Raw genomic sequence first — 21812 nt, 5'->3', positions numbered from 1 at the left:
AAAAAATCATCTTTTGTTCTTTTGTCCAAAACGACGACTCCATGTAGCCATTAAAGACGCTAAAGACAATGCAATATCCGGATCATCAATCCTATCTTTCACTCGCTCTAAATTTTTTGAAATATCTTCAGTTCTCGGAGATATATATTCTCTTTTTCGTTGCGCCGTTTTTATTGTCTTTTGACGAACATTGCCAACAATAACTTTAACCTCACATACAGGGAGATCCCATCCATCTCTCACTTTTTTAGCTACTATGGCTCCCATCATGGAAAGACGCTGTGCAGCTATGGGACTTTCTGCACGTATGCAGAGCTGCGTACCTTCTAAAGCAAAAGGTTGGCTTTTCTTTGCCAGTGTTTTACCAACAACTTCTTCCCAGCGTTGAGCGACATGAGAGAGAAGAATATTTTTTTTTGCTGCAGGCGAAAAAGACCTACCAAGCAAAGCTGCAATAGAACTCGCTTCGTTACGACGCCGTAACCTCACTTTTTTTCCGCCTCCTTCTTGTCTCAAGATAGACAGACAGAAGTTGAATATCTGCCGGAGTAACACCAGAAATACGACTGGCTTGAGCAAGATTTTGGGGCTTTATCTTTTCTAGTTTTTGACGGCTTTCAGCAAGGAGCCCAGGAACTTCATCGTAAGAGAAATCATCAGGAATATAGATTTTTTCCCCTTTATGAAGCCGAAGAACCTGTCTCTTCTGGCGTTCAATATACCCTGCATATTTAATCTCAATAGTAAGACTTTGAGCCTCTTCATCAGTTAATGTATAGTCAAGAGCAGGCAAAAATGGTTGCAGACCTCCATATGTTACTTCAGGCCTGCACAAAAGATCTTTTGCACGTACCCCCTCTTCAAGAGGAGAAGAACCTATGCTATTTAACCAACCATTAACTTCACTTGACGGAGTAATTCTAATCTGTGAAAGCCTTTCTATTTCTTGATCGACAACGTTCCATTTTTTCTGTATTTGATTCCATCGATCATCATCAATAAGCCCTAATTTTCTTCCTATAGGTGCAAGCCGACGGTCAGCATTGTCAAAACGAAGAAGAAGACGATATTCGCAACGACTCGTCAACATACGATAGGGTTCATTTGTACCTTTAGTAACCAAATCATCGATAAGCACCCCAATATATGCATCAGATCTTCTAAGAATAAGAGGTTCCTCATTACGAACAGACAACGTGGCATTAATACCCGCCATAAGCCCCTGAGCAGCAGCCTCTTCATAACCTGACGTTCCATTAATCTGTCCGGCACAAAATAGCCCTTTAACTTTTTTGGTTTCAAGAGATGAATAAAGTTGTGTGGGAATAACATAATCATACTCAATAGCATAGCCAGCTCTCGTAATTTGGGCCCTCTCGCATCCTGGCAGAGCATGAACAATGGCTACCTGGACATCATAAGGTAAGCTAGTGGAAAAATTCTGAACGTATACTTCTTTATTTTTCCATGAAACAGGTTCCAAAAAAACAGGATGACTATCCTTATCTGGAAATTTAATGACTTTATCTTCTATAGAAGGGCAATATCTTGGTCCAAAACCATGCATCCGCCCTGTCCAAAGAGGAGAACGCTCAAGATTTTCTCTGATAATGTCATGAAGATGCCTATTAGTTCGCGTTAAATAACATGAATATCCCTTATATGTTTTCTTTTCGCCCCAAATATCAAAACATAGGGGATCTTCGGCACTTTTTTGTTCGACAAGAGAAGGTGTATCTATAGTATCAAGGTGAAGACGCGGCGTTGTGTCTGTTCTCATTCGGCTTAATTCTATTCCATTTTCAATAAGTGAACGACTTAACTCTGTAGCAGGCATCTGCCCCATAGGGCCCGAATCATAACTTAAAAGGCCAATGTGTACTTGTCCCTTTAAGTATGTTCCTGTTGTCAGAACCACAGCTTTTGCTTCATATGTAAAACCATATTTCGTTTTAACCCCACGTACGCGGCCATTTTCAACCCACAAATCGGTAACGATATCCTGATGTACTTCAAGATTAGGTGTCGTTTGTATAGCCCATATAAAATGATCTCTATAATCATGAAGGTCACATTGAGCCCGTAAAGCCTGTACAGCTGGACCTTTTGACGTATTAAGCCAACGAACAAGCATAGTTGAACGATCCGCCGCTCTTGCCTGTTCGCCTCCCAGAGCATTTCCTTCTCGAACGAGATGACCTTTTGCAGGACCACCAATGGAAGGATTACAAGGCATGAGAGCTGTGTTATCAAGATATAGATTTAACATGAGGGTTTTTGATCCCATGCGAGCTGCCGCTAAAGAAGCCTCACACCCGGCATGACCACCACCTACAACTATAACATCGTACTTATTTTGCACCATTTCTCCAATCTCACCTTTTCTTTTCTCTTAAATCTCTATGAATTTTTTCTCTCAATATCTCCTTGGTGAACGTTCCAAATAGCTCCCGGCCAATGTCCCATAGAACTCTCAGCAGTCGCAGCAAAAACCTGCCATGACGATTGAACAAGGGTTTCAATAAGAAGCTGTCTTCCATAATCATCAAGTTCAGCTGCAATTTCATCAAGAATCAAAATAGGTTTTCGACGCATCTTTCTCTCTACAGCCCATCCTGCAGCAAGCATTAATGAAGCTGCTGTTCTCCGTCTCTGTCCACGACTCATCGTCATCGTCACAGGTTGTCCCTTCGACGTAATAATCATATCATCCCGTTGTGGCCCCACTTGGGGAACTGTTGTGATACGCTCTTTATCTCTCCATTTTTTAACAGATCGCCAATAATCTTCGAGTGGATCTTGTAAATCAAAAGCTCCTCCCCTCTGAAAAGTAAGTTCTATTTCTGCAGGAAGAAGTGCATAAAATTCTTTTATTCCTATATTTAAAAGATCAACAGCAGCGGCTCGAGTCGACCATATCCACGAAACAAGAGGAGCAAGAACTTTTGAAGTTAGAGAAGGATCTTTTCTTTCTTTTAGCAAGATAGCACGATGGCGTAATGTCTTACGACAATCACTCATCTTCCGAACATACAAAGGAAAAAGTAAAGCACATAGACGATCAAGAAACTGACGTCGAACTGACGGAGCTCCATCTACTATAGCCAAATCCCCAGGAAGAAAAGCCAACGTTGGAATGTTAGAACGTATTGTTCCATACGTCGTTCGTTTTCCATCACACTGGATAACATTTTTCTCTCCTACAGTTGCCACAATATCTATATCGCCTTCTCCAGAAAAAAAACCTCTTAAAAAAGCCTGTTTTTCTTCTATATTCCAGTTCACAAGAACGCTTTTCCTTTGAGAACGAAAAGGGCCCCACCCAGAAAGAAAATGAAGAGCCTCCAGTGCATTTGTCTTTCCAGAGCCGTTATTTCCAATAAGCAAATTAAGCCCCGCAGCCCATTCAAGACGGCGAGGCGTTAAATTTCTAAAATTATGCCACGAAGTCAGTCTGCAATAGACTATTCTTCTTCGTTCCTTTCATATGCAAGTTCAGATTCGTTGAGCTTAATAGGCATAAGCATATAAAGGAAATCATTTCCGCCTGGTCGAAGCATGCTCATTTGCCCTTCTGGTCCGTTGAATGTAACGTATACATTTTCACTATGTAAAGCTTTTAATCCATCTAGAAGGTAAGAAACATTAAAAGCAATCAATAAAGGTTCGCCATCAATTTGTGCATCTAATATTTCTTCAGCCTCGCCTATTTCAGGGGCTCGTCCAATCATACGAAGATCTCCATTAGGAGAAAGTTTTAAAATAACCATACGACTATGGTCTTTAACAACAACATCAACTCTTTCAAGAGCTTCTGTTAATGCGTTTCTTGAGACTGTTAATGTTGTTGTACTTTGAGGATTTAAAATTTTCTCGTAATTAGGAAAAGAAGATTCTATTTTCCGAATTGAAAATTCTACATCACCCATCTGAAAATACGCAAGTGTATTATCGTGAAGAATTCGAACTGGCTTATCGGCTTCTAAAGATGAAAGTTGACGCAGAAGCTCTTTTAGTCCTGCTAAAGGAAGAAGCATTTTTTCTGTTTCACCATAATCATCAAGTAATGCTTTTGATAAAGAAAGTCGTCGTCCATCAGTGGAAACTACTCGAAGTTCACTCTCTTTAAGTTCAAGAAGGGCTGCACCTAAGTACTTGGGAAACTCTTCTCCAAGGGTACTGGCAACTGTTCCTTCACTTAAAATTTGAGAGAGTTTTTCTGCTTTAGCAGTGCAGAAAAATTGCGCATTATCTGCTGAGGGGAGATGTGGAAATTCTTCAACAGGGTATGTAGAAAAACGATATGTATTTCTTCCTGCAAAAATAATTCCTTTTCCTTCTTTCACCGAGACAGTAAATGTTTCAGTAGGAGCTTTTTTAAAAAGTTCTCCGACAATTTTAACAGGAAGAATAGCTTCTCCGCTTTCTTCGATATTTACCCCAGTGGCAATACACTTAATAGATGTTTTGAGATCTGTAGCTTCAAGTATTACAGAAGTGTCATCAACACGACATAAAATTCCAGAAAGAGAGCTTATAGTACTTTTTGTGCTTGTTACTCTTTCTGCTGTTTGCCAACTTTTCATGAAATCGGGTTTGCTCACCTGGAGTCTCATAACATATTCCCTCCCGTTGTTATTATCTTTATTATTTATGTATATAGGTAATAATGATAGTAATAGGTACTGTGGATAGTGTGGAAATCGTCGTCAGCCATTCTAAAATGTAACTTTCTTTGGTGGATAAATACTCACAACTTCTCCCCGAGTTATACACATTGTCCACAGTAGAATTGTGAAAAACTTGAATAATTTACTTATTCACATCCTATTCAGAGCTATTTTCACAGCTTATTCTCTATGTTATCCACAATTTCTTTCATTCGTGGCTGCTCTTCTATGAGTTTGGATATTTTTCTTTGGGCGTGGAGAACTGTAGTGTGATCCTTTTTATTAAAGGAAAGTCCCACCTGTTGTAGACTTGCGTCAGTAAGTTTTCGACAAAGATACATTGCGACTTGTCGAGCTAAGGCAATATCCGAAGTACGTCGATTTCCTACAAGATCTTCAACTCTCAGACTGAAATTCTCGGCAACTATCTGTTGAATAGTATCAACACTAATGGGCCCCTTGGAGTTGTGGCGAATAATATCTTTTAGCCATTGGGCAGCATTTTCCTCAGTAATAGGCTCACTATTGAGTTCTGCACAAGCGACAACTCTATTAAGAGCTCCTTCCAACTCTCTGATATTACTTGGAACGTTTTGCGCAAGAAAAGAAATAACGTTTTCTGGAACCTCGTAGTTACGAATTTGTGCCTTTTTTTCGAGAATGGCAATACGTGTTTCAAGGTCAGGCATTTGAATGTCGGTAACTAAGCCCCATTCAAAGCGGCTCACAAGACGATCTTCTATATTTTGTATCTCTTTAGGAGGACGGTCGGAACAGATAACAATCTGTTTTTTGCTTACATGAAGCTGATTGAATGTGTGGAAAAATTCTTCCTGGCTGCTTCCCTTGTTTCCTAAAAATTGAATATCATCAATGAGAAGAATATCCACATTTCTATATTTAGATTTAAACTCTTGAGTTCTGTTATTTTTTATAGATTGTATAAATTCGTTAATGAACTTTTCGGAACTTACATATGTTACTTTAAGTGAATTGTTTTTATTAAGAACATAATGCCCAATAGCATGCATGAGGTGGGTCTTTCCTAAACCGACACCTCCCCATATAAATAAAGGGTTATACGCTTCTCCTGGAGTTTCTGCTACAGCAAGACTCGCGGCATGAGCGAGTCGATTAGATTTACCAACGACAAAACTATTAAAAATATAATTTGGGTTTAAGCCGCTTCTAGAGAGAGTACCTGTTTGTTGAACAGCCCTCTCTGCTCGTTGTTGTTCATCTTTTCGTGTTTCTGAAGCTAATTTTAATTCAATAGATTGCGCATATCCCTTATCGTCAAGAATATCTTCGATAAGATTTTGAAACCTTTTAGAAATTTGTTCTTTAACAAAAACATTTGGAACATCAATAATAAAGACACCGTCCACAATTGAGAGAGGAACGCAGGTTTTCAACCATAAATCTGCAGTCCCTTCAGGCATTGCTTTTTCAATGCTGTTGAGAACATCATCCCAGATGTCACTAATTTTTTTATCCACCAATTTATTCACCTCGACCGATGGATTCACCTCATCTTACCACAGCGTATCCACAAAAGTTATCCACATATCCACACTATATCCACGATTTATTCAAAGGAGAACAAGCCCCATGTTACCTAAAGTACTCGAATTTCAAAAATAAACTGTCAAAATGACTAATCTTTACCAAAGGGTCGTACAGGAGTTTTGCCAACTATCCACATACTATTCACAACTTGTGGATAGTTGGGGAAAATTTATGGTTTTTACCCACAAGGGATGACCTAAACTCTTGCAGAGGGAATCATATCATATTTTTATCCATCGTTTGTGGATAATTTCTACACATCTTTAGAAAACTCCGGTTAAAATAAGAAATACACACGTATCATGATTTTTATCTTTAGGGGGAATGTTTATGGCATATATGTGTCATATTATCAGCCATACAGATTTAGACGGCATTACTGCTGCTGCCGTGGCATGGCATCATTTTCGTAATGAGTTTCCTATGAAAGTTTCTCTTGTTGGGTATGGTAGTGTGGATAGTCTTATTCTCGAAAATTTAAAGGCACAAATCCCTACAATAGTTCTCGACCTTTTTTGTCAAAAAGAAAAAACTATAGAAGAGATTGATCATTCTTACGATATAAACACCCTTCCTTTCAATTGTCCCTTTGTTTTTGATCATCATGAGACAACGGCTCAACGTTATGCCAATCGTCCATGGCTAGTTGTCGACACATCAAAATGTGCAGCAAAAGTCTACTTTGAATGGCTACTTGAACACTCTCCTCGTACGGCATCCCAATGTTTGTCTGACATGGTGGATATTGCCAACGATAGAGATTTATGGTTGAACCAGCGGGAAGAAAGCAGATTATGGCAGGCTATGATTACATTATGTGGTCCTGAAAGTGTTTTAACACGTTTGGCAGCTTCTCCTTCATCGCATTTGAAGCCTTTTGAAGAAGAGGCTGCTCGTGATTTTATTAAAAGGCAAGAGATCCGGTTTGAAAAAGCTCTTGCAACTATAAATCGGTTCAAGGATATTGCATTTGTTGAAGATGGAATTCTCGAATTTGGAGATGTTTCAGATTTCGGTGGCCTCATTCTTGATCGACGTGATAATCCCCCGTTAATCGTTGCTGTTGCTGCTCGTCGTGCTCTTGGAGATTGGGTTTTGTCTCTACGTAGTCGAAATGCTATTGCAGGTAGTGTAGTTGGTATTCTTCGAGATGGTAAAAAAGTGCGAGGTGGCGGCCATGATGATTCTGCTGCTCTTTATTTTCCCCCATATTATACGCAAGAACAGATTAGAAGTTCTCTTGAAGCTGCAGTTCGTACAATTCAAGAGCGGAATGAATCTGCCAGTCTCAATCTTGGGAATTTATTAAAAGATGCAATGAAGTTGGAAGAAGAATCTTAGAACAGAATAGAGGTAAAATTAAATAAAATGTTTAAAGTTACATATTTAAAGAAAAGGTTTTTAAACTTTTTAGCTTTGGAACGAAGTATGATCGGGCTTCTTTCCATGGTTATATTAGTCGGTCTTGGAGAAAGATTAGCAGAACGCTTTCTACCTATATACCTGATTGCTCTTGGAGGAGGTCCTCTGTCTATTGGCCTTCTTAATGGGCTTGATAATTTACTTTCTGCCTTATACTCATATCCGGGAGGCTATCTTGCCGACCGTTTAGGAACAAAAACGTCCCTCTTTCTCTTCAATATCTTGGCAATGATCGGTTTTCTTATCGTTATTTTGTTTCCTTTTTGGTGGGCTGTTATAGGGGCTTCCTTTTTGTTTTTGTCATGGTCTGCTATTTCTTTACCAGCGACAATGAAGCTTATAGCTCAGGTTTTACCTTCTAACAGGCGAACTATGGGTGTTTCTATGCATTCCTTTATTAGACGCATTCCTATGGCTCTAGGACCTATTATAGGGGGAATAATGATAGGCTTTTGGGGAGAAAGAACAGGGGTCAGACTTGCATTTGTTATTGCGTTCATACTGGCTGGATTTGCCCTTTTTTTACAACAAATTCTTATTACCCCTGATCGGGAAATCATAGAACGCCCTGAAAAAAATCCTTTTATTGTTTTTCAGCTTATGCCTACAGACCTTAAAAATTTACTGATTTCAGATATATTGATTCGTTTTTGTGAACAAATTCCTTATGCATTTGTTGTCGTTTGGGCGATGAAGACTATTGCTAATCCTGTTTCAGCCTTTCAATTTGGGATTCTTACAACTATAGAGATGGTTGTTGCCATGTTTATTTATATTCCAGTGGCGTGGCTAGCTGATAGGGGAAATAAAAAAATTTTCGTTGCAATAACTTTCTGCTTTTTTACTATTTTTCCTATCGCACTTTATCATTCTCATTCTTTTTGGCCGCTGGCAGGAGCATTTGTTATTCGCGGATTTAAAGAGTTTGGTGAACCAACGAGGAAATCGCTTATTCTCGATTTAGCTCCGGCAGACCGTCGTGCAGCCATGTTTGGCTTATACTACATGATACGCGATATCATTGTTTCAGTAGCGGCTTTTAGCGGAGCATTGTTATGGATGGTGAGTCCTGCTGCTAATTTCTACACGGCATTTTTTTGTGGAATAGTGGGAACAGGATGGTTTATAGTAAAAGGGAAAAGTAGCAAACAACTCTTGTCGCAAAACAGATAAACTGGTAGAAAAGATACATATAAAACCATGACGATAGGTGTGATCATCAATGGGAGTTATAAAAGTTGTCGAGTATAACGGACCCGATCCTCACGACGTTTTTGCCTGGAAATTTGTAGATGGGACTGGTCGTTCCGATGAATTGTCTACATGGACACAACTTGTAGTTCGAGAGTCACAGGAGGCTATTTTATTTAAAAATGGACAGGCCTTTGATCTTTTCCCAGCTGGACGTCATACATTAAGCACAAATAACATTCCTCTTATTTCGACTTTTATGAACCTTCCTTATGGGGGAAAATCACCTTTTAAGGCAGAAGTATGGTATGTCAATAAGCTCTATTCCCTTGATATTAAATGGGGAACGCCAACTCCTATTCAGATTCAAGATCCTCGATATGGAGTGTGGCTGCCTGTTCGTTCCTATGGACAATTTGGAATACGAATCGCTGATTCTCGCAAATTTCTACTTAAACTTGTAGGTAATGTTGCTCTCTTTACCAAAGAGAATCTGACCCGTTTTTTCAGGGGTCTTCTTACTACGCGTATTAAAGATCTAATTTCGAGTTACATTGTTATTGAGAAAAAGACTATTCTTGAGCTAAATGCATATCTCAATGAAATATCAGCTCATATGGAAGAGGAAATTCGTCCCATCTTGGGAGATTATGGCATTGAACTCGTTAATTTTTTTGCTAATTCAGTGAACGTACCAGACGATGACCCAGTGGTCATTCAACTTAAAAATGCCCTTGTTAAAAAGGCCGAAATGGATATTTTAGGGTATTCCTATCAGCAGGAACGAAGTTTTGACACTCTCGAAAAGGCTGCGGAAAATGAAGGCAATGGCGCTGGCCTTATGCAGGCTGGAATAGGCTTGGGAATGGGTGTTGGCGTTGGAGGTGCTTTTGGACAGACGGCAGCTCGTATGACGGAGGAGTTGCGTACCGATGGTTCGAAAGAACAAGCAAAGACGAGTGGCATTACCTGTTCTAATTGTGGAGCTTTTCTTCCTAACGATGCTCAATTTTGCTCTCAGTGTGGACGTAAAATACGGTTATGCCAATCATGTGGCAATGATATTCCCGATGAAGCCATGAGATGTCCAGTATGTGGGGCATCTGTTCCCGTTCAGTGTTCTCAGTGTGGCAATATGGTAGGAGCTGATATGCGTTTTTGTCCTTTCTGTGGCCGGGAAATGAAACGTATCTGTCCTTCATGTGGAAAAAACGTAGATCTAAATGCTCGTTTTTGTCCTTCCTGCGGGCAGAAACTAGATGAAAATCCTATCCAGTAAGGGAAGGAGTTTCTAATGAAAATGAAAAATAAATTGAGTCTCGCTCTCCTTTTTGTTATGGCGGTAGTTCTTAGTGCTGTTATTGCTGTTTCCTTCATGACGACAGAGCCCGATGCACGAAGTGCTTATTTTTGGATAACGTTTTTCTTCCTCCTAGTTGGTATCGTTATCTCTTTCTTGTTTGGTTTATTACAGATTCGTATAGATCTTGATAAGGGGCTTCCTACGCCAGCTTTTTTTGGTCTTGGAACACTTATAATTCTTTACGACCTTTTTTTGATTGTTAATCCTCTCCTTTTCTGGAAGGGGTTTGAATTCTCAGTTACAGGATATGCTGTAACGCACATTATTGGATTAGCTGCTTTTTTGTCATTAAGCGGAACGACGCTTATGTCGGCTGTTTCTATTACGGCAAGGGAAAAAGAAGAGAAGGAAGATATCTATACTATTCGTCTTTGGACAGATCGTTTGAACCGAGTCCTTACCCAAGCTCGAGATAACGAATTGAGCGATGATGTTTTGCTAGAGATCCAAAAGCTTGTAGGAAAAATCAGATACACTGATCCTGTAAGTTGTCAGGATGCCCTTCCCATTGAAAAGAAAATAAGCGAAATGATCGAGAAAATTTCAGACGGAATTGATCTTTTTACCGTAGAAGAACAAGGTTCTTCTGAGGAGGAGAAGATTTTAGAAAATCTTAAACAACTTATGGAATATGTAACAGACAGAGAAGAGCTTATCGCTCGTATGAAATAGTTTATATTTGAGGAGGAAATGGAATGGCAGCAGACAATGTTGAAAGGGAACTGACATGTGCGTCATGTGGTGCTAACAATGAGCCAGGTTCCACATATTGTGCATATTGTGGAACGCTTCTGCCGGAAAAGAAAATAGAAAAAGAATCAGTCTCTTCAACAGTTTTTACACCAGTATCGATTTCGGGTGAAAAAATTGCTTTTAAGAGGGTTAGTGTTGGTATAGCAGTTCTTTTTACCATCCTTACTTTCGGTATATATCCAGTAGTATGGGTTTTGTTGAGAAAAAAGGCTTTTAATGAATTAAAAGGAACAGAAAAAATTGCCGGATGGTTGGCATCTTTACCTCTTATTCTGTGGGGGCTTTCCATTGCAATTCAAGATCCGGAAATACAAGGCATTATGAGGATAGCATCATGGATTACATGGATTATTCTTGCTTTTAAGATGAGAAAAATGCTTCGTGAATATATTGCGAGTTTTGGAGATGAAGATGTTCTTCCTAACATTGCTCCATCAAAGATAATGACGTTCTTTTTTACTTTTTTCTATATTCAGTATCATATAAATCGCCTTATCGATATCGGGGTTTTCAAGCGAGCAAATTAAAGTTATAAATTTGAGGTTGCTTCTTAAGAAGCAACCTTTTTTCTTGCGTCAAAAAGATTTAGTGATAATATATTTTTATAATAAATATAACGGAAGGTGAAGTCATATGCCCATATATTTGAATAATGCGGCGACAACATGGCCGAAACCTCAGGTTGTTCCAGAGGCAATGTATGATTTTTTGGTCAATTCAGGGGCAAATTTGGCCCGGGGGGCAACAGCAAAACGTGATCTCGGGACGATGGACCTTGTCTTAAATTGTCGAGAATTGTTGGCTGAATTTTTTCATGGATATGAAGATGCGGATCCTAGATATGTAACCTTCACATCTAATATAACCGAATCGCTAAACGTTGTTCTTAAAGGTTTTCTCAAACCTGGAATGAGAGTGTTAACGAGTAGCATGGAACATAATGCTTCCATGCGGCCTCTTCGACGCCTTGAACAGCAGCGCGGAGTGGAAATTAGAGTTCTCCAATGCGACAGTGAAGGTGTTCTTCCTCTTGATGTTTTGGGTGAGGCTTTAACTGAAAAGAAATACGATCTTATGGTTATGACCCATGCAAGTAACGTGTGTGGAACGATTCAAGATATAGAAGGAATAGCTCGTCTTTGTCGTTCCGCTGGCGTTCCCCTTGTTATCGATTCTGCCCAGACAGCAGGAGTATTGCCCATTCATGTGACAGATTTAGGCTTGGCAGCTCTCTGTTTTACGGGGCATAAAGGACTTATGGGACCTCAAGGAACAGGTGGCATTGTCTGGAATCCTGATTTTGCCGAGAAAGTTGATTGGTTTATTGAAGGGGGAACGGGGAGTTTTTCTCACCTTGAATATCAACCTGATTGTATGCCTGATAAATTTGAAGCTGGAACGCCTAATCTTCCAGGCATAGCTGGCTTGAGAGCTGCATTACAATGGCTCATTAAAGAGGGTCCGGCGAAGATACATGCGCGCGAGATAGAGTTGGGAGCTCGTTTTCTTGAGGGAATAAATAAAAATCCTTCCATTCTTCTTGCGGGCAAAAAAACTATGGAAGGACGGCTGCCTGTTTTCCCTCTTAACTTTGAAGGACACGATCACGCTATTATTGCTGCGGAACTCGTGGATAGAGCAGGTATAGAGACTCGGCCAGGGCTCCATTGCGCTCCGATTGCACATAAAACACTTGGTACTGAAGCAATGGGAGGAGCATTACGTGTCTCTGTTGGATATTTCAACACAGAGGAAGAAATTGATTCTTGCCTTACGGCTCTTAATAGTATTCTTTCACACCCAGTGAAGGCGAAAGCTTAAAAACGAATAACGCTGTTCCCTGCTTCCTGTCCATGTATCCCCTCTTGCGGGCAGGAAGCTTTCTTTATCCCTTCATTAAAAAAGACAGCAGTATTTCCTCCTAGACGTTTCGCTTCGTACAATGCCACATCGCAATCTCTAAAGAGGTCTGTAATAGAATTGTAGCACTCTGCTTTGGTGATAATCCCCATGCTGAAAGAGAGAGTTATTGAAACATTTTTTATTTTCAGGGGGTCCTTCATTACCTCTTTGACTTTCTCTGCAAAAGCCATACCATCTTCCTTATCTTTATGCAGCAAAAGTAGAACGAATTCATCTCCTCCCAGACGAGCAAAAACATCATTTTCGGAGAGCAGAAAATGAAGGCGTTTTCCTACTTCCCGTAAAACACGATCTCCATAAAGATGGCCACATGTATCATTAATATTTTTAAAGTGATCTACATCCATCATAATAAAAAGGAAGGGGATACTTTTTCCTCGCTTATTTGCTCCGAGAATACGGTGAAGGCGCTCCATAAAACTTGCCCTGTTTGGAAGGCCTGTTAGAGAATCTCTGTAGGCCATATGATAAAGGCGATTTTCAAGATCTTTACGATGAGAAATATCTCTTGCTATTGAAAGAATAAGTTTTCTGTTACCGAGAGAGAGTTTCTGAGCTTGAAATTCAACGGGAATTCTATCTCCGTTTTTTCTCACAAGAGCTGTCTCTTTTTGTGCAAAAACAGGCAACGGATTTCGACCGATAAAGGCGTTGAGCGGATGACCAACGAGATCTTCTTTTTCATAATCAAGAAGTTGACAAGCTCGTGTATTAGACAAAATAATATTTCCGTTTATATCGCATATAAAAAACATGTCTGGAGCCGCATCTAGTATTTTTTGAATGTTGTCGATCATGTTGTTTATAGTATGAGATAAAAAAGTAATTTCATCTTTTCCCTCATCGGATACTCTGAGGTCTAAATTAGTGGTATGTGATATTTCTTTAACTTTATTAGCCATACGATGAAGGCGAAAAAGTATCGTTTTATTTAAGAAAAGGAGAATAAAAGTTGCCAAAACTCCCTGTGCTCCGAGGAAAAGAAAAAGAACAATAATAACAGTGTGATGTCCATAATGAAAAAGGGTACGTTCTTTTGCTGTTGCAAGAAGAAAGATGGGATTTCCTGCTATATCAGGTATGAGTGTTTGGGCCTCTAAAAACGAAGAAGAGAGCGAATTATATTTTGTATGCCAAGGCTTGAGTTCTTTCAATTCACTGTTAAATTCTTCATTATCGATTTCTGTTGGTAAAATCTTCAAAGAAATGTCAAGATATGTTGAAACCTGTTTCAGCGCACTATCATCAAAATAACGTCCAACGACAAGAAATCCTTTGGAAGGCCCTGAGAAATCACTTTTTAATATAGGGTGAAGCGCAATAATCATAGGTTTGTCCATATAGATAAGCCCCGAAAAGGAACCGTCTTTTTCCCCATTTTGAATACTTTCCTTTATGGTATCTGCATACTCTTGAATCAATGGTTTTTTTTGAAAAGTTGATGTGTCGAAAAGAGTGCTATATAGAATTTTTCCGTCATTGTTAAGGAGAAGAAAAAGATTAAGGTTGAGATTTGTAAAGGTTTCATCCATGAGGTTGTCTGTAATATATTTTTCATTATACTGTGAAGCAAAGGTATAAGTGTCGTTCCATGGTGCCCAATCACTTGCGATTGATTCAAGATTTTCTCTGAAATAATTTACCGTTTCAAGAACTCTTTGATTATCTTTTTCGAAAGTCTGCTCTTCAAAATCAATAAATCTTTTTAAAATGAAGCGATCAGCAATACAGAACGCCGCAAAGGCATTAACAATAAAGGCAATGATTATAATAAGCAGCGTTTTTGTGCGTATCGACACGAGCTTCACCTGTCCTTTATACGTATCTACTATACGTAAAATATTACTTATCACCAACTTATTATCGTAAGTTTAATCGTCAATATAAAGGCTGTCAAAAAATGCCTTGACAAATAAAGGAATTCAGGTACTATAATTCCTGATTTTAAAAATTGGAGGCACATAATGCATTCGATAGTTTCTATTTCTGAAGCGGCATCCCTTGCTTTTCATGGGATGGGACTTTTAGCTGTTACTGGTAAACGAATGAGCATAAAAGAAATGGCGGAAATTATTAATGTTTCAGAGGCTCATTTAGCGAAAGTTTTTCAACGTTTGGTCAAAGCAGGTTTTGTCGAGTCTTCACGGGGGCCTGGCGGTGGTTTTGAATTGGCTCGGTCAGCTGAAAGTATATCATTACTTGAGATATACGAAGAGATAGAGGGTAAAACTGAGGAAAATTATTGTTTGCTCCATTGCGAAGAGTGCCCCTTTCATATCTGTATTTTCGGAAGTCTGTTGCAGAAAATGACGCAAGAATTTTTAGGGTATTTGCGGGATAAGTTGTTATCAGATCTGGTAAGAGGTGAAGTGTATGAGTCATATGGTGAAAAGGAAGATTATTAAGATTGATGAAGAAAAGTGCAATGGTTGTGGTTTATGTGCCCAAGCATGTCATGAAGGTGCGATCCAGATTATTGACGGAAAGGCAAAGCTTGTCAGCGAATCTTATTGTGATGGTTTAGGTGATTGTATTGGAAAATGTCCTCAGGAAGCAATATTTTTTGAAGAAAGAGAGGCTGCTCCTTACGATGAAGACGCTGTAAAACGCCATATGGCGAGGTGTCCTGGCTCTATGGCAACAGATTTGAGAAAGACAAGTACATCAAGTAGAATTGAAAAAGCATCTGAAAAGAAACTGAAAACAGATCTTCAAAAATCACAATTGGGGAATTGGCCAGTTCAGATTCGTTTAGTGCCAATAAATGCTCCATACCTTCATCATGCCAACCTTATTATTGCTGCTGATTGTACTGCTTACGCCTTTGCTGATTTTCACAGACAATTTCTTCTGGAAGAAAATTCTGTTTGTTTAATAGGATGTCCTAAACTTGATGATGCTCAAGCCTATATAGATAAAATATCCCAACTTATTGTTGCCAATGAACCCAAGTCTATCTCTGCCATATATATGGAAGTTCCATGTTGTGGTGGTCTAGTTCGTCTTATCTCCCATGCCATAGAACATGCTAAGGTCAATATAACGCTCAAGCTTATAAAAATAAGCATAGGTGGAAAAATTATAGATAAAGAAACGACAAAATATGTGTTCTCAAAGTAGCGTTATAAAGAAGAGGAGGGATTGATAGTATGTATTGCTACCAGTGTGAACAGACTGCGAAAGGGACGGGTTGCACGGCTTTTGGTGTTTGTGGCAAATCTCCAGAGGTTTCCGATCTTCAAGATCTTCTCATCCATATAACAAAAGGTATTTCCATGTACGCCAGTAAGGCGCGAGAAATGGGAACTATTGATCGCAATATAGATGTGTTTGTTATAAAGGCTCTTTTTACAACGATTACGAATGTCAACTTTGATGAAGAACGTATGGAAAAAATGCTTAAAGAAGCAGCTTCCGTAAAAGAAAAAGCGAGAGATTTATATGAGCAGGCTTGTGTGAAATCAGGGAAAAAACCTGAGGAACTTAAAGGGCCAGCCTCTTATATGCTTCCCGATAGTCGAGATGAAATGATTCGTGATGGTGAAAAAGTGACACCTGAAGCTTGGGCTGCAAAATATGGTGAGGTTATGCAGGGTCTTCGGGATCTTATACTTTTCGGGCTAAAGGGAAGTGCTGCCTATACAGATCATGCTCATGTTTTAGGATACGATGATGACGATATTTACGGATTTTTTCACGACTTTCTGACATACCTGAGCGACGAAACTTTTACAGTAGATGATTTGGTTGCGAGAGCTCTTGATGCAGGAAGATGGAATATTTCGGTTATGGAGCTTCTCGATAGAGCCAATACATCTCGTTATGGACATCCCGAACCAACAAAAGTACGTGTCACTCCTCTTAAGGGAAAAGCTATTGTGGTTTCTGGGCACGATCTTCGTGACCTTGAGCTTTTGCTGAAGCAGACAGAAGGAAAGGGTATCAATATCTATACTCATGGCGAAATGCTGCCCTGTCTTGCCTATCCAGAATTGAAAAAATATAAGCATCTTGTTGGGAATTATGGAGGTGCGTGGCAAGATCAGCGAGAAGAGTTTGACCGGTTTCCCGGAGCTATTTTAATGACGACAAACTGCATTCAAAAACCTAAGGATTCCTATAAAGATCGTATTTTTACAACAGGTCTTGTTGCCTGGCCAGGGATAACCCATATTGAAGAGGAGAAAGATTTTACCCCTATTATTGAAGCAGCTCTTAATGCGCCAGGTTTTACTGAAGATGCTCCTGATCATACAATTACTATTGGTTTTGCCAGAAATACTGTTTTATCTGTAGCAGGAAAAGTTGTAGATCTTGTAAAAGCTGGTAAGATTCGTCATTTCTTCCTTATTGGTGGGTGTGACGGAGCCAAACCAGGCCGAAGTTATTATACAGATCTGGCAACGATGACACCTAAAGATACCATTATCCTTACTCTGGCATGTGGAAAGTATAGGTTTAACAAACTTGAGTTTGGAGAGATTGAAGGAATTCCGCGCTTGTTGGATGTGGGACAATGTAACGATGCCTATTCAGCTGTTCGTATTGCCATGGCATTGGCGGAGGCTTTTAATACTGATGTAAATAGCTTGCCACTTTCTCTCGTTTTGTCATGGTATGAACAGAAAGCAGTCTGCATTCTTCTCTCTTTGCTCTATCTTGGTATAAGAGATATGCGTATTGGTCCCAGTTTGCCTGCTTTCGTGAAACAACCTGTTTTTGAGGTGTTGCATGAAAAACTGAATCTCATGCCAGTGACGACACCAGAAGAAGATTTAAAGGCAATTCTTGGATAAAGGATTGTAACTGCAAATGTAAAGGGCACGCCAGGGGGATCGTTCCTCCTGGCGTTTTCGATGTATGATACATTTGGTGAGGAAAAATAATATTGTCAAAGAGCACTTTTGGGTATACACTAAATTGAAGTTTTCAGATAACTCCCAGGAGGTGCATATATATGGAGCACGGCGAAGTTGTTGTTCTTGATGGGCAATCTCTTACAATCGAAGATGTAGTAAAAGTTGCGCGAAATAATGCCAAAGTAGAGCTTGATCCTCATGCGCTTGAAGCTGTTGATAAAGCAGCATCCCTTGTCAATGAATGGGCGTCAGGCAATGAAGTTATTTATGGTATTAATACAGGATTTGGAGATTTGGCCACTGTTCCTATCTCACGAAAAGATCGCCGTCAGCTTCAAGAAAACCTTCTTAAAAGCCATGCCTGTGGCGTTGGAGCTCCCTTTGACGAAGAGACAGTGCGAGCTATTATGTTACTCCGCATTAATACACTTATAAGAGGCTATTCTGGAATTCGAGTATCCACTTTACAGCGTTTAACCGAATATCTGAATTTAGGTATCCATCCTATGATTCCTTCTCAGGGTTCCGTGGGATCAAGTGGAGATTTATGCCCACTTTCTCACCTTGCTGTTACACTTCTTGGTCTTGGCGAAGTTTTTTATAAAGGTCGTCGCCAATCTACTGCTCGTCTCCTTCGTAAGTTTGGCATGGAACCCCTTCATCTTGAGGCTAAGGAAGGATTGGCCCTCAATAATGGAACAACTGTTATGACGGCTATTGCAGCTCTTGCTCTCTACGATAGTGTCAATACTCTGAAATTAGCAGATATAGCAGCGTCACTCTCTCTTGAAGCGTTACATGGTGTACCTTACGCTTTTGATGAGCGAACACATGCTCTCCGTCCATATCACGGGCAGATGACAGTTGCATCAAATATTCGCAAACTAATTTCTGGTAGTCAGATTATTGAAAAATTTAAGGGAGAACGCGTTCAGGATGCCTATTCCCTTCGTTGTGTTCCTCAGGTACATGGTGCGAGTCGAGATGCCATTGGATATATTTGGGATAAAGTTTCTATAGAAATTAATGCAGTAACTGATAACCCTCTTATTTTTGTTGATGATCGCATGGCTATAAGTGGCGGAAACTTTCATGGGCAGCCTATGGCTTTAGCTATGGATTTTTTTGGTATTGCCATGGCAGAAATTGCGAATATATCAGAACGAAGAGTTGCACGTCTTGTCGATAGCTCTCTTTCTGGACTTCCCCCTTTTCTTATTAATGAAAGTGGTTTAAATAGCGGTTTCATGATTCCTCAATATGCAGCAGCATCTATAGTTTCTGAAAACAAAGTTCTAGCTCACCCCTCTTCTGTTGATTCTATTCCTACATCAGCTAATCAGGAGGATCACGTTTCTATGGGAACTTATGGTGCACGTAAGGGGCGTAATATTCTTGACAACACAAGAAGAGTTCTTTCTATCGAGTTCTTTTCAGCTGCTCAGGCCTTAGATTTCAGTATTTTACTTAAGCCAGGTCTTGGAACGGCAGCTGCCCATCGTATGATTAGAAGTGCTGTCCCCTTCTTGAAACATGATGACTATCTTTACCCCCTTATTCGAAGAGTTCAAGAGCTTATGGATCGAAGTGAAATCCTTAGTGCTGTAGAGGAGGTTGTAGGACCTCTCGACTAACGGAAAGGAGATATAAGATATGCCTAGACTTTCTCGTATGACGGTGAACGATTTTGTAGAGCAGCTTTCTGCTGGAACCCCCTCCCCTGGTGGCGGAAGTGCTGCTGCTTTATGTGGAGCAATGGCAGCTGCTCTTGGCGGTCTTGTCTCACGGTTGACTCTCTCGAAAGAAGCGTATGAACAGTCTTGGGAAGTGATGGAACGTGTTCGAGATGAAACTGCATCGTTATCAGATCGACTTGTTTACCTTATGGAAGAGGATACGAATGCATATCTTTCGTTCATTGAAGCAGGAGGACTTCCTTCAGAGACTCCTGAGGAGGAAGAAATCAAAGAACAAATGAGAGAGCAAATGATGAAAAAAGCAGTAGTTGTTCCCCTCGAAGTTTTGCGTTGTTGCCAGGAAATCCTTCCCCTGCTTCGTGATGTTGCTGCTTTGGGAGCCAGAGTGGCTGTGAATGACGGAATGACGGGACTTTGTTTGTTAAGAGCAACTGCCGTGGCGTCATGCTTAACGATATTAACAAATCTACCTCGCCTTTATGATGAAAATTTTTGTTCTTCTGTACAGGACGAGGCCCTATCTCTCATGTACGATATTACATCGGAGATAGACAGAGCAAATGAGCATTATGTAAAGGCTCTTTTAAAGCTTCGGGAATAAGTCAGATAACAAACTACTATTTAGAATCGTATTGCTAAAATTGCATTCTGTGAAAAAAAGCGCATAATAAAATCAGATAGTAGCGGAGGTTTATTGAGATGGTTAATTATGCGCGTATGCTTAGTACTTTTCTTGATCTCGTAAAAATAAAGGCAGAGTCTGGAGCCGAACAGCCTGTTGTTCAGTATATATTGCCTCGTCTCCGTCGTTTAGGGCTTGTTATAAGACAAGGAAGTGAGGAAAGGGCAGAAAATATAGTGGCTGTTCTTCCTCCTACTCATGATAGAAACCGGTGTATCGCTCTTTCTGCTCATATGGATACGGTTTTCCTCTCGAAACCCGTTGTTCCTCGTATACGTGAAGGTGTCATTACTTCTTCTGGAGATACAATTCTAGGAGCTGATGACAGGGCGGGGATAGCCGCTATTTTAGAAGGATTGGAAACTCTTACAGAAAAGAGGATTCCTCACCATTGTATAGAAATAATATTTACTGTTAAGGAAGAAACAGGGCTGGAGGGCGCAAAAAAGCTTGATCTAAACCAACTTCAGGCTTCAATGGCCTTTATTATAGATAATGGAGCTGATCCTGGACATATCGTGGTACAAGCTCCTTCCCATGTTAAGATTAAATGGGAGATATCTGGAAGAGCAGCACATGCAGGCGCGTCTCCTGAAAATGGAGTTAATGCCATACTTGCTGCTGCTGAGGGGTTACGGCAGATAAAAAGTGGTCGTATCGATCATGAGACAACGGCAAACATTGGCATGATTCATGGAGGAGGGGCTACAAATATTGTCTGCGATTCAGTCATAGTGGAGGGGGAAGCTCGTTCTAATTGCGAGAAAAAACTTGAAGATACTGTGAGTGCAATGGTTGAAGCGATGGAAAAAGGCTCGGAATCGTTAGGGGCAAAAGTCAAGACGAGAGTTCAAAAATCATATAGGAGTTTTACATTAACCGAGATGGCTCCATCAGTTCAGTGGGCTTCGTCTGCAGTGCGCCGTTGTGGGTTAATTCCAGTTCTTATCTCTACAGGTGGTGGAAGTGACGCAAACATATTGAACGAGAAAGGAATAGAAGCTGTTACATTAGGTACTGGTGCAAAAAATGCTCACACTTCAGAAGAGTATATTCTTGAACGCGACTTATATACGTTAGGTGACATTGTTTATGCCATTATGAATGGTGCTTAGATAAACAAAAAACGGCTCTTATTTTTTCTTAGTGAAATAACCTCCCCAGACATTTCGAATGTCAGCCATAAAAACAAAGCCTCCAGCTTTTTTCCCTTCCTCTGCAACAAGAATCCTATCTTTTCGTTCGCAGATAACCTTAAGAATAAGACGAGGACCATCTCGCCCTTCTCCTTCAAGAACAGTAGTTCCGAAACCTTTAGATCTCAAAACATCAGCCAACATTCTTCCTGCTTCTGTATCTTCAATAATAATTTCTACAATGAGGTGTCCTTTCAGAAGTTTTTCTTCGAGAAAAGAACCAATATAATTTCCTGTGGAGAAACCAAGAGCGTAGGCAATAAAACTTAAGGGGCTGTTGAGACCTGCGTCGAGAACATATTTTAAACTCAAAAGGTAGAGGGAGATTTCTACAAATCCAATACATGCTGCCTTAAACCGTTGCCCTTTCACCAAGAGCAGCATTCGCATTGTTGCCATAGACACATCAGTACAACGAGCACAAAAAATAAGGACTACAGCGAGATTAAATTCTAAGGTCATTTCAATCCCCCCTTATCATATTTAT

Annotated in this window: 19 protein-coding genes; 12 read left to right on the top strand and 7 right to left on the bottom strand. The window is 40.0% G+C overall.

Features of this window, described 5'->3' with window-relative positions; genetic code table 11:
• Positions 1 to 6: 6 nt before the first annotated feature.
• From ACZ5GY_RS10565 to dnaA, 5 genes are all read right to left on the bottom strand, one after another.
• The gene (locus ACZ5GY_RS10565; RefSeq protein WP_213690082.1) at positions 7 to 489 is read right to left on the bottom strand and encodes a DciA family protein; all 483 of its coding nucleotides are present in this window, start codon (positions 487 to 489) and stop codon (positions 7 to 9) included.
• Positions 470 to 2365, bottom strand: coding sequence for a tRNA uridine-5-carboxymethylaminomethyl(34) synthesis enzyme MnmG (gene mnmG / locus ACZ5GY_RS10560; RefSeq protein WP_213699217.1), 1896 nt, complete (start codon positions 2363 to 2365; stop codon positions 470 to 472). Before mnmG ends, ACZ5GY_RS10565 begins: the two co-directional genes overlap by 20 nt.
• Before the next feature lie 35 nt (positions 2366 to 2400).
• Positions 2401 to 3453 carry a DNA replication/repair protein RecF gene (gene recF / locus ACZ5GY_RS10555; RefSeq protein ID WP_213690105.1) on the bottom strand — a complete coding sequence of 351 codons (1053 nt, stop codon included), beginning with the start codon at positions 3451 to 3453 and terminating at the stop codon, positions 2401 to 2403.
• An 11-nt stretch (positions 3454 to 3464) separates the two neighbouring features.
• Positions 3465 to 4616 (bottom strand): DNA polymerase III subunit beta, encoded by a 1152-nt coding sequence (dnaN, locus tag ACZ5GY_RS10550; protein WP_213690080.1) that lies wholly within the window; start codon positions 4614 to 4616, stop codon positions 3465 to 3467.
• A 227-nt stretch (positions 4617 to 4843) separates the two neighbouring features.
• Positions 4844 to 6172 carry a chromosomal replication initiator protein DnaA gene (dnaA, locus tag ACZ5GY_RS10545; RefSeq protein ID WP_213690079.1) on the bottom strand — a complete coding sequence of 443 codons (1329 nt, stop codon included), beginning with the start codon at positions 6170 to 6172 and terminating at the stop codon, positions 4844 to 4846.
• Positions 6173 to 6569: 397 nt separating this feature from the next.
• Between dnaA and ACZ5GY_RS10540 the strand changes: the two genes are divergently transcribed.
• From ACZ5GY_RS10540 to ACZ5GY_RS10515, 6 genes are all read left to right on the top strand, one after another.
• Positions 6570 to 7580, top strand: a complete 1011-nt coding sequence (locus ACZ5GY_RS10540; RefSeq protein ID WP_464111850.1) for a DHH family phosphoesterase — start codon at positions 6570 to 6572, stop codon at positions 7578 to 7580.
• Between the two features lie 87 nt (positions 7581 to 7667).
• Positions 7668 to 8834: an MFS transporter gene (locus ACZ5GY_RS10535; RefSeq protein WP_464111849.1), complete on the top strand. Its 1167-nt coding sequence runs from the start codon at positions 7668 to 7670 to the stop codon at positions 8832 to 8834.
• A 49-nt stretch (positions 8835 to 8883) separates the two neighbouring features.
• Positions 8884 to 10131 (top strand): SPFH domain-containing protein, encoded by a 1248-nt coding sequence (locus tag ACZ5GY_RS10530; protein ID WP_213690076.1) that lies wholly within the window; start codon positions 8884 to 8886, stop codon positions 10129 to 10131.
• A gap of 21 nt (positions 10132 to 10152) precedes the next feature.
• Positions 10153 to 10887 carry a hypothetical protein gene (locus ACZ5GY_RS10525; RefSeq protein ID WP_213695529.1) on the top strand — a complete coding sequence of 245 codons (735 nt, stop codon included), beginning with the start codon at positions 10153 to 10155 and terminating at the stop codon, positions 10885 to 10887.
• 23 nt (positions 10888 to 10910) lie between these two features.
• Positions 10911 to 11495 (top strand): DUF4234 domain-containing protein, encoded by a 585-nt coding sequence (locus ACZ5GY_RS10520; RefSeq protein WP_213690104.1) that lies wholly within the window; start codon positions 10911 to 10913, stop codon positions 11493 to 11495.
• Positions 11496 to 11601: 106 nt separating this feature from the next.
• Positions 11602 to 12789: an aminotransferase class V-fold PLP-dependent enzyme gene (locus ACZ5GY_RS10515; RefSeq protein ID WP_464111848.1), complete on the top strand. Its 1188-nt coding sequence runs from the start codon at positions 11602 to 11604 to the stop codon at positions 12787 to 12789.
• On the opposite strand, the gene ACZ5GY_RS10510 is transcribed toward ACZ5GY_RS10515, so the two are convergent.
• The gene (locus ACZ5GY_RS10510) at positions 12786 to 14690 is read right to left on the bottom strand and encodes a sensor domain-containing diguanylate cyclase (protein ID WP_213690073.1); all 1905 of its coding nucleotides are present in this window, start codon (positions 14688 to 14690) and stop codon (positions 12786 to 12788) included. The two genes, ACZ5GY_RS10515 and ACZ5GY_RS10510, sit on opposite strands and share 4 nt — an antisense overlap.
• Before the next feature lie 165 nt (positions 14691 to 14855).
• Here ACZ5GY_RS10510 and ACZ5GY_RS10505 point away from each other — a divergent pair, with 165 nt between their 5' ends.
• The 6 genes from ACZ5GY_RS10505 to ACZ5GY_RS10480 all read left to right on the top strand — a co-directional run bounded on the left by ACZ5GY_RS10505 (position 14856) and on the right by ACZ5GY_RS10480 (position 21244).
• A complete protein-coding gene (locus ACZ5GY_RS10505) occupies positions 14856 to 15296 on the top strand; it encodes an RrF2 family transcriptional regulator (RefSeq protein WP_213690072.1) in 441 nt (146 codons plus the stop codon).
• Positions 15265 to 16011, top strand: a complete 747-nt coding sequence (locus tag ACZ5GY_RS10500) for an ATP-binding protein (protein ID WP_213690071.1) — start codon at positions 15265 to 15267, stop codon at positions 16009 to 16011. Before ACZ5GY_RS10505 ends, ACZ5GY_RS10500 begins: the two co-directional genes overlap by 32 nt.
• Before the next feature lie 29 nt (positions 16012 to 16040).
• Positions 16041 to 17687 (top strand): hydroxylamine reductase, encoded by a 1647-nt coding sequence (gene hcp / locus ACZ5GY_RS10495; protein ID WP_464111847.1) that lies wholly within the window; start codon positions 16041 to 16043, stop codon positions 17685 to 17687.
• Positions 17688 to 17848: 161 nt separating this feature from the next.
• Positions 17849 to 19384 (top strand): histidine ammonia-lyase, encoded by a 1536-nt coding sequence (gene hutH, locus ACZ5GY_RS10490; protein WP_323401771.1) that lies wholly within the window; start codon positions 17849 to 17851, stop codon positions 19382 to 19384.
• Positions 19385 to 19403: 19 nt separating this feature from the next.
• A complete protein-coding gene (locus ACZ5GY_RS10485; RefSeq protein WP_213690068.1) occupies positions 19404 to 20048 on the top strand; it encodes a cyclodeaminase/cyclohydrolase family protein in 645 nt (214 codons plus the stop codon).
• A 98-nt stretch (positions 20049 to 20146) separates the two neighbouring features.
• Positions 20147 to 21244 carry a M20/M25/M40 family metallo-hydrolase gene (locus tag ACZ5GY_RS10480; RefSeq protein WP_213690067.1) on the top strand — a complete coding sequence of 366 codons (1098 nt, stop codon included), beginning with the start codon at positions 20147 to 20149 and terminating at the stop codon, positions 21242 to 21244.
• Positions 21245 to 21262: 18 nt separating this feature from the next.
• Here the strand turns inward: ACZ5GY_RS10480 and ACZ5GY_RS10475 are convergent, their stop codons facing one another.
• On the bottom strand, positions 21263 to 21787 hold the full coding sequence (locus ACZ5GY_RS10475; RefSeq protein ID WP_213690066.1) for a DUF2179 domain-containing protein: 525 nt from the start codon (positions 21785 to 21787) through the stop codon (positions 21263 to 21265).
• Positions 21788 to 21812: the final 25 nt, after the last annotated feature.

This window comes from Aminobacterium thunnarium (assembly GCF_055390565.1).
The sequence above is the reverse complement of the archived record's forward strand: the minus strand, read 5'-3'. Positions and strand labels throughout refer to the sequence as shown.

Bases quoted from the DNA above. Each gene is read 5' to 3' on its own strand.
- mnmG (WP_213699217.1), bottom strand. From the start codon at position 2,365: ATGGTGCAAAATAAGTACGATGTTATAGTTGTAGGTGGTGGTCATGCC.
- ACZ5GY_RS10505 (WP_213690072.1), top strand. From the start codon at position 14,856: ATGCATTCGATAGTTTCTATTTCTGAAGCGGCATCCCTTGCTTTTCAT.
- ACZ5GY_RS10540 (WP_464111850.1), top strand. From the start codon at position 6,570: ATGGCATATATGTGTCATATTATCAGCCATACAGATTTAGACGGCATT.
- ACZ5GY_RS10535 (WP_464111849.1), top strand. From the start codon at position 7,668: ATGATCGGGCTTCTTTCCATGGTTATATTAGTCGGTCTTGGAGAAAGA.
- ACZ5GY_RS10530 (WP_213690076.1), top strand. From the start codon at position 8,884: ATGGGAGTTATAAAAGTTGTCGAGTATAACGGACCCGATCCTCACGAC.
- ACZ5GY_RS10525 (WP_213695529.1), top strand. From the start codon at position 10,153: ATGAAAAATAAATTGAGTCTCGCTCTCCTTTTTGTTATGGCGGTAGTT.
- ACZ5GY_RS10500 (WP_213690071.1), top strand. From the start codon at position 15,265: ATGAGTCATATGGTGAAAAGGAAGATTATTAAGATTGATGAAGAAAAG.
- dnaN (WP_213690080.1), bottom strand. From the start codon at position 4,616: ATGAGACTCCAGGTGAGCAAACCCGATTTCATGAAAAGTTGGCAAACA.
- hcp (WP_464111847.1), top strand. From the start codon at position 16,041: ATGTATTGCTACCAGTGTGAACAGACTGCGAAAGGGACGGGTTGCACG.
- ACZ5GY_RS10475 (WP_213690066.1), bottom strand. From the start codon at position 21,787: ATGACCTTAGAATTTAATCTCGCTGTAGTCCTTATTTTTTGTGCTCGT.
- ACZ5GY_RS10485 (WP_213690068.1), top strand. From the start codon at position 19,404: ATGCCTAGACTTTCTCGTATGACGGTGAACGATTTTGTAGAGCAGCTT.
- hutH (WP_323401771.1), top strand. From the start codon at position 17,849: ATGGAGCACGGCGAAGTTGTTGTTCTTGATGGGCAATCTCTTACAATC.
- ACZ5GY_RS10480 (WP_213690067.1), top strand. From the start codon at position 20,147: ATGGTTAATTATGCGCGTATGCTTAGTACTTTTCTTGATCTCGTAAAA.
- ACZ5GY_RS10520 (WP_213690104.1), top strand. From the start codon at position 10,911: ATGGCAGCAGACAATGTTGAAAGGGAACTGACATGTGCGTCATGTGGT.
- ACZ5GY_RS10515 (WP_464111848.1), top strand. From the start codon at position 11,602: ATGCCCATATATTTGAATAATGCGGCGACAACATGGCCGAAACCTCAG.